This window comes from Saltatorellus ferox (assembly GCA_007751475.1).
Classification (GTDB): Bacteria; Planctomycetota; UBA1135; order UBA1135.
The window spans coordinates 417,912-429,764 of sequence record CP036434.1; the positions used below are offsets into that span (position 1 = coordinate 417,912).

Annotated in this window: 7 protein-coding genes; 2 read left to right on the top strand and 5 right to left on the bottom strand. The window is 69.1% G+C overall.

Annotated elements, in window-relative coordinates; translation table 11 throughout:
- Window positions 1-104: 104 nt before the first annotated feature.
- Window positions 105-596, bottom strand: a complete 492-nt coding sequence (locus Poly30_RS01560) for a response regulator (RefSeq protein WP_145194266.1) — start codon at window positions 594-596, stop codon at window positions 105-107.
- 107 nt (window positions 597-703) lie between these two features.
- Entirely contained in the window at window positions 704-1,690 is a 987-nt protein-coding gene (locus Poly30_RS01565) for an endonuclease/exonuclease/phosphatase family protein (RefSeq protein WP_145194267.1), read from the bottom strand.
- A gap of 161 nt (window positions 1,691-1,851) precedes the next feature.
- Between Poly30_RS01565 and Poly30_RS01570 the strand changes: the two genes are divergently transcribed.
- Both Poly30_RS01570 and fdhA read left to right on the top strand, forming a co-directional pair.
- Window positions 1,852-6,387, top strand: a complete 4,536-nt coding sequence (locus Poly30_RS01570; RefSeq protein ID WP_145194268.1) for an AAA family ATPase — start codon at window positions 1,852-1,854, stop codon at window positions 6,385-6,387.
- 101 nt (window positions 6,388-6,488) lie between these two features.
- Window positions 6,489-7,718, top strand: a complete 1,230-nt coding sequence (gene fdhA, locus Poly30_RS01575) for a formaldehyde dehydrogenase, glutathione-independent (RefSeq protein ID WP_145194269.1) — start codon at window positions 6,489-6,491, stop codon at window positions 7,716-7,718.
- 119 nt (window positions 7,719-7,837) lie between these two features.
- Here the strand turns inward: fdhA and Poly30_RS01580 are convergent, their stop codons facing one another.
- The 3 genes from Poly30_RS01580 to Poly30_RS01590 form a co-directional block, all read right to left on the bottom strand.
- Window positions 7,838-9,052 (bottom strand): hypothetical protein, encoded by a 1,215-nt coding sequence (locus Poly30_RS01580; protein WP_145194270.1) that lies wholly within the window; start codon window positions 9,050-9,052, stop codon window positions 7,838-7,840.
- Between the two features lie 311 nt (window positions 9,053-9,363).
- Window positions 9,364-10,788: an FAD-binding oxidoreductase gene (locus Poly30_RS01585; protein ID WP_145194271.1), complete on the bottom strand. Its 1,425-nt coding sequence runs from the start codon at window positions 10,786-10,788 to the stop codon at window positions 9,364-9,366.
- The gene (locus Poly30_RS01590) at window positions 10,788-11,783 is read right to left on the bottom strand and encodes a 2-oxoadipate dioxygenase/decarboxylase family protein (protein ID WP_145205892.1); all 996 of its coding nucleotides are present in this window, start codon (window positions 11,781-11,783) and stop codon (window positions 10,788-10,790) included. The genes Poly30_RS01585 and Poly30_RS01590 overlap by 1 nt, the downstream gene beginning before the upstream one ends.
- Window positions 11,784-11,853: the final 70 nt, after the last annotated feature.

An 11,853-nucleotide genomic window follows, 5' to 3' on the forward strand; every position in this document is an offset into this window, starting at 1 on the left:
GCGCGGGACTGGGGGCGGTGGGAGTGCACACCCCTACTGTTCCCACGCTCCTCAGAACCGCGAACTCAATCCGAAGAACTTCCCAGAGGAACGACCTGGCCTGGTCATCCCAGCAAACGATCGAGTGCGTCGGCGATCTCAGCGTAGGGGGAGGGCTTCTTCAGCACGAAGGTCGCGCCCATCGCCCGGGCGCGATCGCGCTCGTCGGCCTCGCCCCCCGTGAGCACCAGGATCGGCGGCAGGGTCTTGTTGCGGGAGACCTCCTTCATCACGTCGACTCCGCTGGTGTTCGGAAGCGTGAGGTCCATGATCACCGCGTCGTAGCGACAGGAGAGGAGGCTCCATCGCGCGGCGACTCCATCGGCCGCTTCGGACACGTCGCATCCGTCATGGGTGAGACGCTCCTTCAGGGCGTGACGGAGGTGCTGGTCATCCTCGACCAGGAGGACGCGCGCTCGGCTCTGGCCCGCCATGAACCGGGGTTTGTGAGTGGGCGGAGCTTCCAGCGTCGCGGCGCCACCGCCGGGGCGAAGGCCGAAGAGTGAGCGGGCGTGCTCGGAGAAGCGGAGGGTAGAAGGCGAAGGGCTATGTTCCATGCCTTCCGGTTCGACATCGGATCACATGTGGCGCGAGTGGTCAGGAAGTTGCTGACACAACCCGTACACGGGGGGGGGTTCGAGCGCCCCAATGCGGGAATGACTGGCTACAGAACGAGATCCGCCACGATGCCCCGGTGATCGGAACCGACGTCCACGCCGACCCGGAAGTCCTTCACGCTCACGCTCGAGGTCACCAGCACGTGGTCGATCAGGATCTTTCCGGTGAACCAGAGCGGCGAGGGCCAGGAGCCCCACGGGCCATGGCCGAAGCAGGCGGGACGCAGGCGTTCGCGCTCCAGCACTCGCCTCAGGTCGTGGGACCAGACAGTGGCGTTCAGGTCACCCGCGACCACGACCGGGCCCTGCATCGATTCGGCCCGCATCGCCATGGCGTCGAGCTGTTCGCGGCGATCCCTCGCGGCCGACGAGCTGACCGGCGGCATCGTGTGCAGGGCGATCAGGTGGAACGTTCGCTCGTCCTTCGTCAGCTCCGCGTCGATCCACGGCACCGGCGCAGGGTCGGCCAGGATCTGGACCTCGCCGACGCCCATGCCGTTTCGAACGTAGAGGGAAAGCCCGAAGTTGTCCTCGCGCACCGTGGCGGTCTCGACGCGGCTGTACTGGAGCAATCCCGTCTCCAGGCGGTCGATCCAGGTCTGATTCGTCTCCTGGACCACGAGGACGTCAGCGTTCTCCGACACGATCCAGTCGATGACCAGGCCGTGGTCCTGGTTCGCCGTGAGCACGTTCACGGCGAGCACCCGGAGGGGAACCGACCCCTCGCGCCCGGTCGGGGCGGGCTCCTGGAAGAACGGGAGGAGCTGGAAGGCCGAGAGGCCGAACGAGAGCGCGAAGAGCACCGTCGCCAGCCGCAGCCCCATGAGCGCGCCGGTCAGCGCGCCCACCAGGCCGATGGCCGCGTACTGCAGGTGAAAGTGGTTGAAGAGATCGAAGGTCCAGTAGAGGCCGCCGAGCCGTCCAGCGCCGATGCAGGCCAGCACGCCCACGGCGAGCGCCGCCCAGACCGTGGCCAGGACCTTCCGAAGCGTGAGCCCTTCGGGCTCCTCTTCTTCTTCCTGGATGGCGTGCATGGGGTGCGAAGCGGCGAGCGGAAAACGAATGCGGGATCGCGAGCGAGTCGCGTTCGAAAGCGGGTAAGGGAGCGTACCTGGCGGCGCGGTTCAAGCTCTTCTGGAAAGGAACTCTTCGGGCTGGCTGTCCGCACGCTTCATGGGGGCTTACCGTGCGTCCCATGGGGAGAAGCCATTCCGACCGTCCCGCATCCGAGACTCGTATCCGCGGCGCCCGCGATCGCAATCTCCAGGGGGTGGATCTCGACCTCCAGCGCGGCGTCTGGACTTCGATCGTCGGTCCCTCGGGCTCCGGAAAGTCGACGCTCGTCTTCGACACGCTCGTTCGAGAGGGCGAGCGCCGCTACCTCGGCGCGCTCTCGCCCAAGGCCCGGCAGTTCTTCGGCAAGCTCGGACGCGCCCACGTCGAGGAACTCACGGGCCTGCCCGTTCCGATCGCGGTCGGCCACCGATCGATCACCCGCAACCCGCGCTCGACGGTCGGCACCCAGTCCGGGGTCCTGGACGTCCTGAGGCTCCTCTGGGCCCGCGCCGCGAGCCACCCGGAGGAGCCGAGGCTGACCCGCGGCCACTTCAGCTTCAACACGAGCGCGGGCGCCTGCGCGGCCTGCGGAGGCACCGGCCTGGAGGACCGCGTCGAGCCCTCGCTCCTGGTCGCCGACGCCTCGAAGTCCCTCCGCGAAGGCGCCCTCGTCCCGACCCTGAAGAACGGCTACACCGTCTACAGCCAGGTCACGCTGGAGGTCATGGACGAGATCGCCCACGCCCACGGCTTCGACGTCGATACACCGTGGGACTCCCTGACCGACGCCCAGCGTGAGGTCGTTCTGTACGGCACGCGAGCGCTGAAGGTGCCCTTCGGCAAGCACAGCCTCGAGTCCCGGATGAAGTGGGAGGGCATCACGGCGCGGCCGCGCGAGGAGGGCTACTACCGGGGGCTGATCCCCGTGATCGAGGAGACGCTGAAGCGCAGCCGCAACGACAACATCCTGCGCTTCGTCGAGTCGGTTCCGTGCCGCGCCTGCGCAGGGTCTCGGCTGGCGAAGGTCGGCCGTGAGGCGCGCCTCGGCGACGCCACGCTTCCCGAGCTTCTCGCGGTCCCTGCGAAGATGTTCCCCGCCGCGCTCGACGCCTTGCCCGCCAGCCCGGTCCTCGACGCTCTGCGGCCAACGCTCGTCGCTCGCGCCGATCGGATGACGGCCCTCGGGCTCGGGCACCTCGCCTTCGATCGCAGCGCCGCCACGCTCTCGGCCGGCGAGGCCAAGCGCCTCCGCCTCGCCGCCCACCTGACCGGCGGCCTCGGCGGCGCGCTCTACGCCCTCGACGAACCGACCCTCGGGCTCCATCCCGAGAGCCGCGTCGGCCTGCGAGCGATGCTCGACGAACTCGTGGCGAACGGCAACACTCTCGCCGTCGTCGAGCACGATCCCGACATGGTGCGCTGCGCCCATACCGTCGTCGCGCTCGGACCCGGCGCCGGGCCCCACGGCGGCCGGATCGTCGGTAGCGGCCCGGGCGCCGACTGGGTGCTCGGGGAGCCGGAGTTGGATCCCGTCGCCACCGAGCGAGCATCTGCACCCTCTACAGGGGCGATCGAGCTGCGCGGTGCCACGCTCCACAACCTGGAGAGCGCCAATCTCCACATCGAACTGGGGCAGCTCCACGTGGTGATCGGCCCGTCCGGCGCGGGTAAGACGTCCCTGGTGTTCGGCACCCTGCTCCCTGCGCTGGGCAGCGCCCGCGGGGGCCCCTTCACGGAGCTCGACGTTCCGGAAGGCGTGCGCGTTCACGCGGTCGACGCGCGCCCGATGGGGCGCTCGTCGCGCAGCACCCCCGCCACGTGGTCCGGCGCGTTCGACGGGATCCGCCGCGCTTTCGCCGACACGCCCCAGGCAAAGGCCGCCGCGCTCACGGCCAGCGACTTCTCCTTCAACGCCAAGGGCGGGCGCTGCTCCCACTGCGAAGGCCTCGGCGTCGTGCGCGTGGGGCTCCATCTCCTCGAAGACGCGGTTCAGACCTGCGGCGCCTGCGGCGGCGCTCGCTACGGCGCGCGCGTTCTCGACGTTCCCCTGTGTGGACGCAGCATCGCGGAGGTCCTGGCGCTCTCCATCGAAGAAGCCCTCGAGTTCTTCACGCTTCAGTCGCTTCTCCCGGCGGTCACGGCGCCTCTCGCCGCAATGGTCGACCTCGGCATTGGTTACCTCCGACTCGGCACGCCCTCGACGCAGCTCTCCAGCGGCGAGGCCCAGCGCATTCGCCTGGCGACGCTGCTCTCGAAGGAACGCATGGAGCCCTCGCTCTTCGTGTTCGACGAGCCTGATCGGGGACTGGACACGGGCGACATCGCGCGCCTTCTGCGCGCGCTCCGGGGACTCTGCCAGCGAGGCCATACCGTCCTTGCGATCTCCCACCACCGTCACGTCTGGCAGGCGGCGGACGGCCTCACGGAGGTACGCGACGGCCGGGCCGCACGGGTTACCTGGGAAGAGGTGCGCCCGCTGACGGAGCTGCCGCCGCGCGCCGACGCTTCGCCTGTCCCCGAGCAGGCCGCCGCCAGCATCCGCGTCCGCGGCGCCCGGACCCACAACCTGAGGAGCGTCGACGTCGACATTCCCCACGGAAGGCTCACCGCGATCACGGGCGTCTCGGGAAGCGGCAAGTCCTCCCTCGCGTTCGACACCATCGCGGCGGAAGCGCTGCACCGGTACGCGGAGACGCTTCCGTTCCAGGTTCGGCGCTACATGGATCAGCTCCCGAGACCGGACGTGGATTCGATCGATGGCCTCACGCCGGCGATCGTCCTGCGCCAGGAGCCCGCGCGCTTCACCGCTCGCTCGACCGTGGCGACGCAGTCCGAGATCGGCCCCCTCGTGCGGCTCCTCTTTGCGCGAGCCGGAACGCTCCACGGAGAGCCAGCAGGGCTCACCCAGTCGCACTTCAGCCCCGACAGGCCCGAGGGCGCTTGCGCGACCTGTGAGGGACGTGGAGAGGTGCTGCGCGCCCACGTCGAGACGCTCGTGACGTCCCCGGAGCTCACCCTGGCGGGCGGCGCGCTGGGCGGCAGCAAGGCAGGCGCGTTCTTCACGGAGCCCGACGGCCAGTACCTGGCGACCCTGCGCGCCGCGACCGGCGACGATCTCGCTCGCCCCTGGAGCGACCTTCCGGCGCGGGTGCGCGAGATCGCCATGGACGGCACGGGCGACGAGGAGTACGAGGTGGAGTGGTCCTTCCGCAGGGGCGGGCGCAGTGGGACCCACCGCTTCCGCGGTCCCTGGGAGGGCTTCCTGGCGCTCGTCCAGAAGGAAGCGCTGCGGCGTGGCGCGACGAAGACCGGCAAGGCCTGGCTGGAGGTTCTCAGGCCCACTGGTTGCGAGGCATGCGAGGGCGTCGGGCTCGGTCCGATCCCGCGCAGTGTCCGATTGGGGGAGCTGGGGATCGCTGAGGCGCAGGCGGTTCCGCTCGAAGGGCTGGTGGCGTCGCTGGCGAAGAACGCGAGCGGGCACCCGGCGTGGGCCGAGCTTCGTCACGGCATCACGGAGCGCGTCGACGCGCTCCGGTCTCTCGATCTGGGGGATCTGGCGCTCGGGACACGCGCGAGGCATCTCTCCTCTAGCGAACTCCAGCGCGTGCGGCTGGCGAGCGTCCTGTTCTCCGGACTCAGCGGGGTGACGATCGTCCTGGACGAGCCCGATGCGGGCCTGGACGATGCGGCGCTTCCGGGGCTCGTGGAGCGACTCCAGGCCCTGACGCGCGCGGGCAACACGGTTCTCGCCGTGACCCACCGCGAGCCCTTGATCGACGCAGCCGACCATGTCGTCGAGATCGGACCCGGCGCGGGCCGGGCGGGGGGCACCATCGTCGCGCCGACCGAGCGCGCGTTCGCGCCCGCCTGCGAACCCATCGCCGCATCTGCGGAGCGAGTGGCGCTGAACGGCGAGATCGCGCTTCCCGCGCACGGGTTCGTCGTCGTCGACGGAAGCGTGTCCGCCCTCGATCGCTTCTTTCGCGAGGCCGCAGCCCGGACCCGTTGGGATCAGGTGGTGGACGCGCGCGCCGCGGTCCAGGCCACCATGCCGCTCACGGCACTCGGGGTCCTCGGTGATCTCCAGAAGCTTTACCACGCCGCTGCGGAGGGAACCGATCTGCCGCGGTCGGCCTTCTCGTTCATGGGCCCGAAGGGGCGCTGCCCGGCCTGCTCGGGGAGCGGCGTCGACCGCGTCGCGCTGGACTTCATGGCGGACCTGGCGGTGCCCTGCGAGGCGTGCGGTGGGAGCCGCTATCGCCCCGAAGTGCTGGCGGTCGAGTGGAGTGGGCGGAACGTAGCGGAGTTCCTGAGCACGCCTGTGGTCGATCTACCGGAGGATCTGCCGGCACGCCTCCTGCGGGCGCGGGAGGCCCTCGTCGAGGTCGGCCTCGGGCACCTTTCCTTCGGGCGCCGGACGCCAACGCTATCCGGTGGGGAAGCTCGCCGACTGGCCCTGGCGGCGGGCCTGGGCGCGGCCGGTTCGTCGTCGGTTCTCTGCTTGCTCGATGCGCCAGGCACCGGGCTGTCCGAATCAGATCTCGACGCGCTGATCGGTACGTTCCGTCGCAGGGTGCACCGCGGCGCTCTCTTTCTGGCCACGGAGCAGCGCACATCGCTTCGCCGCACCGCGTCCGAGATCCTGCAGCTCACCGCTTCTTTAGGTCCTGGATAGGCGGGCCTGGGAGCCTCTGTGCTTACCCATTCTCGCAACGTCATCGCGCCGCGCTTCTGATTCAGGAGCCTCGAGCGAGACCCTACCGAAGCACACCATCCATGGCTGACAACAGAGGCGTCGTCTATCTCGGAACTCGCAACGTGGAGGTCCAGAACCTCGACTTTCCGAAGCTGGAGCACAAGGGCAAGAAGCTACCGCACGCCGTCGTGCTAAAGCTCGTAGCGACGAACATCTGCGGCAGCGACCAGCACATGGTGCGCGGCCGTACCACCGCACCCAAAGGCCTGATCCTCGGTCACGAGATCACGGGCGAGGTCGTCGAACTCGGCGACGACGTCGAGTTTCTCCAGAAGGGCGATATCGTCTCGGTCCCGTTCAACGTGGCGTGCGGCCGGTGCCGCGCCTGTCGCGGCCAGGATTCGCACGTTTGCCTGACCGTCAATGGCGATCGGGCGGGCGGCGCCTACGGCTATGTCGATATGGGCGGATGGGACGGAGGCCAGGCTGAGTATGTGATGGTGCCCTACGCCGACTACAACCTTCTGAAGTTCCCGGACCGCGACAAGGCGATGGAGAAGATCCTCGACCTCACGTGTCTGTCGGACATTCTGCCCACGGGATTCCACGGCGCGGTGAACGCGGGCGTCCAGCCGGGGTCGACGGTCTACGTGGCGGGCGCCGGGCCCGTCGGGCTCGCTTGCGCTGCTTCCTGTCACCTGCTGGGCGCGGCTGTCGTGATCGTGGGCGACATGAACGAGCGGCGACTCGCGCAGGCGCGGACCTTCGGCTGCGAAACGATCGACCTCTCCAAGCACAGCGACGTCGCCGAACAGGTCGATCAGATCCTCGGCGAGCCACTCGTGGACGCGGCCATCGACTGCGTCGGCTTCGAGGCCAGCGGCCACGGTGAGCATTCGAAGGAAGCTCAGCCCGCGGTCGTTCTCAACACGGCGATGAGCCTCACGCGAGCGGCCGGCCGCATCGGCGTCCCTGGCCTCTACGTGACCGAGGACCCGGGGGCCGACACGGAGGCCGCGAAGACGGGCAACCTGAACGTCCGCCTCGGGCTGGGCTGGGCCAAGGCGCACTCGCTGCACACGGGGCAGACACCGGTGCTGCGCTACAATCGCCAGCTGATGCAGGCGATCCTGCACGACAAGATCAAGATCGCGGACGCGGTGAACGTGAGCGTCATCACGCTCGATGAAGCGCCGAAGGGCTACGAGGAGTTCGACGACGGCGTCGCGCGCAAGTTCGTCATCGATCCACACGGCATGGTGCCGGCCGGGCCGCGTTCCTCGGACGCGCACAAGAAGGCGGCCAAGTAGAAGGCTCCTCGCCCGCGCCGAAGACAGTGCACGAAGAAGCCCGCCGCGGCCTCCCTCGATGGGGGCCGCGGCGGGCTTCGCTCGTTCTCCGGAGGCTCGTGAGGAACCCCCGAGCCGTCTCACTGGAACGTGATCCCGAGGGCCGTGGAGAAGTTCGAGACCGCCATGCCGCCGACCGAGTCACGGTGCCAGAGCTGCCAGAGGCGGGTCTCACCGGCCATGACCGCGCCGAAGCCGCCGCCGCCGATGGGGGTGTTCGTCAGGTCGGGCTGGTAGAACACCGCGTTGCCACCGCCCGTGAAGAGAGCGTCGTAGTTGTAGCGTCCGGGCACGTCGAGACAGAGGTTGCCGAGCGAGCCGCCGGGGTTCAGGGCGAGCTTGAAGACCGGCGACGTGATGAAGTAGCCGACGGAGGAGGTGGGAAGGTCCACGACGTAGAGGAACACACCGTTATCGGTCGCCACGTCGCTGCCGCGCGCGCAGAGCGTGGCCGGGCGGGCCGTCGAGTTCGGGACGGCGCTGCAGACCTGGTTGCCAATGGTCGGGAGCACGTTGTTCCCGAAGCAGGCCGTGAGGCTGTAGTCCGCGAAGCCCTCGCCGTTCTTCATGAAGACGCGCACGACGATCGCCTCGGGCATCGAGGGTGCGGTGGTGTTCATGTAGCGCAGCGACTCGTTGTCGGTCACCGACGTGGAGCTCGCCAGAAGCGTCGTGCAGCCGAGGTTCCAAAGCTCGATGTCCAGGTCGCCCTGGGCATGGGAGAACAGCACGTCGATCTGAATCTCGACGCCCGCGTTCTGGAGGCGGCCGACGTAGTAGTCCTCGTCGCAGCCGGTGACCACGAGGCCCGGCATGGTGAAGGACTGGAGAGCGACCAGCGAGCCGCTCGAGCAGGTGTCATTGTCCTCGAGCATATCGTCGACGATCTCGGCGGCCGCGACTTCGAGGGTGTACGGCTCGTCCGTCAGACCTGCACCCTTCACCTGGACGATGACCTCGCGGGCGGTGCCGCCGCAGTCGAAGTAGCTCAGGGGAGCCGCCGTGGCGCTCGCCAGTGAGCTGCCGCAGCCGGACTCCCAGAGCTCGACGTCGAGGCTGTTGCCCGCGCCGTCCATGGCGTTGATCGTGACGTCCGCGTTCGCCGGGATGGCGACGGCGAAGTAGTCGTCGTCAGGACCGGCGGTGAGGGAGCCGGTGGTGCCGATGGTGATCAGCGGCGGAGCCACGCAGTCGTCGTTGGGCTCGAAGGCGTCCTGGGCGAGGACGGGGGAGGAGAGGGTCGTCGCTGCCAGAGCGACGGCGAAGCCCGCGGAGAGAATTCGGGTGGAGACCATGGAGAGTGCGGCGATCGTCGCCGGAGCGATAAAACGAGAACGAGTGGGCAGGCAGTGGAAGGAGTGCGCATTCGCCGAAGCTCACGGGCCTTCGGGGACGCGGCCCACAAGTCTGGCATGCCAGCTACCGAGAGGGGGGGTCGAGCGTTCCAGGTTCCGCATTCGGCGGCAGGAATTCCCTAACCGGTGCCGCAAGACTCGTTTTGCGCCGCTTTCCGACCCGTTCTGATCCTTTGACTGAAAGAACCGACACACGGGTAAGCGGTGCTGACTCCTCGGAGTCGGCGCCGCCACCCACCAACGTCTCCGTTCTATAGATCGACCGTGCCGAAGCGTTCCGTCGCGATCGACGCGCAGAGACGCCTCACCACGGGGTCGGTGTATCGGTGATACGCCGCGATGTTGTGTGGACCGACGCCGTGCTCCGCGCTGTAGCTTCCGCCGAATTCCTCGACGCAGATGCCGTAGACCAGCGACTGGAGCCTGCGCTTCAGCGCGGCGAGGTCGGCCGGATCCATGTCCCTTTTCAGGACGAGGTTCAGGTGGCTGCCGCCGTCGCCCCAGTGCCCGAAGTCGCAGACGCGTACGTCGGGCGCGACCTCGTGCACGCGTTTCTCCACCTCGGCGGTGAACCGCGCCATGTCCCCTCGAGGGGTGGAGACGTCCAGGCCCAGCACAGGGCCCTCTTCGCGCAGGGACTCCGAGACCTGGTGGCGGATCGACCAGAAGTCCTCGACGTCGCCGACGACGACGTCTTCGACCCCCTCGGGCATGGCTTCCATCGCGCTCTCCAGCGCCATCCCGAGCACGTCTTCGAGGTCGAGCACCTCGGCGGGGAGGCTGCACTGAAGCTCCACCAGCACGGCGTAGGCGGGCGCACCCTCGGCGAACGGCTGCCGCTCCAGCGAACCGTGGCGAAGCACCGCCTCGGTCGCGTTCCTGGAGATGGCCTCGAACGCGCTCAGGAAGTCACCGACCACAGGCTCCAGCCGCTGGAGGAGCTCGACGACGGCGGCGCCGGACGTGGCACAGACGAGGGCGCCGACCGTTTGTTTCGGCAGCGGCCAGGTCTTGAGCACCGCGCGCGTCACGATGCCGAACGCTCCACTCGTGCCGACGAAGAGCTGCTTGGCGTCGAGTCCGGTGTTGTTCTTGGCGAGACGGTCGAGCTGGGTGTAGACCTCGCCCGTCGGCAGCACCACCTCGAGGCCCAAGAGGTTCGCGCGCACGTCGCCGTAGCGCACGAGCCGCGAGCCGCCGGTGTTGGTGACGATCATCCCGCCGATCTGCGGATCGGCCCCGAGGTCGATCGGGAACGAGCGACCGTGGGCGGCCAGCGCCTCGTTCAGCTGCGAGAGCAGCACCCCGCCGTCGACGATCACCGTGCCGTCCTCGGGGAAGACCTGGATCGTCTTCGAGAGGCGTTCCAGGGAGAGCACCGCCATCTCTCCCGAATCATCGGGGTTCGACGCGGCGACGAGGCCGGTGTTGGCGCCGATCGGCTGGATCCGGACGCCCGCCGAGCGGCAGAGGCGGACGGCCGCGGCGACGTGCTCGACGGTGCGAGGCTTCAGCACCATACGCGCGCGGCCTTCGCCGTAGCGCCAGCCCTTCTCGTAGGCGGCGAGGTCGGGCGCCTCGGTGAAGACGCAGTCCGCGCCGATCGCGTCGCCGAGGTCGCGGGCCAGCGAAGCGGTGGTGGCGGAATCGGGTTGGGTGCTGCTGGTGTCGGTCATCAGGCCGATTCTTGCCGATCCGCGGCTTCCTGGCCCGCGGTCATCTTGAAGATCGAGGTGGCGTTACCGGCATCGAACGTCAGGTCGAGCGCGCCGTCGGCGAGCGTCTTGCGCGTGATGAATTCGTGGAAGGAGCCGGGGACGTCGCGCACGACGCGGTGACCCTCGGCGGTGCGAAAGAGCCGCTGGGTCGTGGCCGCTCGGAAGGCGGTTTGCATCACGTTGCCGTTCCGCGACACCTCGACCGAGTCCTTGATCGGTCGGCCGAGGGCGCGCTGGTGATCAGCGACGGCGAACACGTCCGCGACGCGGTCGGTGGCGTGGTTGAACGCGTTGCCTTCGGTGGCGATCCAGGCCATCTCGGAGCTCTCGGCGAGCAGGGTCTCGTAGGCCTCGACCGTCGGCTCCTCGTGGTTACGATCGAAGCAGCGGACGAGTTCGGGGAGGAGCGCGCGTGCCTCGTCGAAGGGCAGAGCGCCTTCCGTGGAGAGACGCTCGAGGATCTGGCGGGCGTGGTCCGTCAGGGGGTCGTGGCTCTGGCCGACGACGCTGGCGACGGCGTCCTGGAACTTCGCCGAGAAGCGCTCGGGGTGCAGCTCGGAGACGAAGTACTGGGGAATGGCCTCGGGCAGGTCGGCGTGGCAGAACGCGTACCCGGTCATCGAGATCCCCGAGAGGTCGTAGACGCCGACGCGGGCGTAGCCGAGCGGCTCCAGGATGCGGGCGAAGGCGCTCGCGCCGGAGGGGAGCTCGCCGCAGTCGGTCGCGACGGTGCGAAGCGCGCCGTGGTCGAAGGTGAGGGCGTGGCCCGCCTGGACCGAGTCCTCCACGTAGGCGCGGGCCATGGGGACGCGGCGCTGGACGTCGTCGAAGAGCAGACCCGCGAGGGCGAGGGCGATCTCGGCGCGCGACACCTCGGCAGCAGGCTCCCCCGCCGGGAACACGAGAGCGGTTCGAATCGCGCGGGCACGAACGTCCCCGGCGTGGGTGGCCATCAGGCGCTCGATCGTGGCGGGGGAGGGGACGCGGGCGGCGAGCGGGCCGCTCTGGATGGCGTGGCTGTCG

Bases quoted from the DNA above. Each gene is read 5' to 3' on its own strand.
- Poly30_RS01560 (WP_145194266.1), bottom strand. From the start codon at position 596: ATGGAACATAGCCCTTCGCCTTCTACCCTCCGCTTCTCCGAGCACGCC.
- Poly30_RS01565 (WP_145194267.1), bottom strand. From the start codon at position 1,690: ATGCACGCCATCCAGGAAGAAGAAGAGGAGCCCGAAGGGCTCACGCTT.
- Poly30_RS01570 (WP_145194268.1), top strand. From the start codon at position 1,852: ATGGGGAGAAGCCATTCCGACCGTCCCGCATCCGAGACTCGTATCCGC.
- fdhA (WP_145194269.1), top strand. From the start codon at position 6,489: ATGGCTGACAACAGAGGCGTCGTCTATCTCGGAACTCGCAACGTGGAG.
- Poly30_RS01580 (WP_145194270.1), bottom strand. From the start codon at position 9,052: ATGGTCTCCACCCGAATTCTCTCCGCGGGCTTCGCCGTCGCTCTGGCA.
- Poly30_RS01585 (WP_145194271.1), bottom strand. From the start codon at position 10,788: ATGACCGACACCAGCAGCACCCAACCCGATTCCGCCACCACCGCTTCG.
- Poly30_RS01590 (WP_145205892.1), bottom strand. From the start codon at position 11,783: ATGGCCACCCACGCCGGGGACGTTCGTGCCCGCGCGATTCGAACCGCT.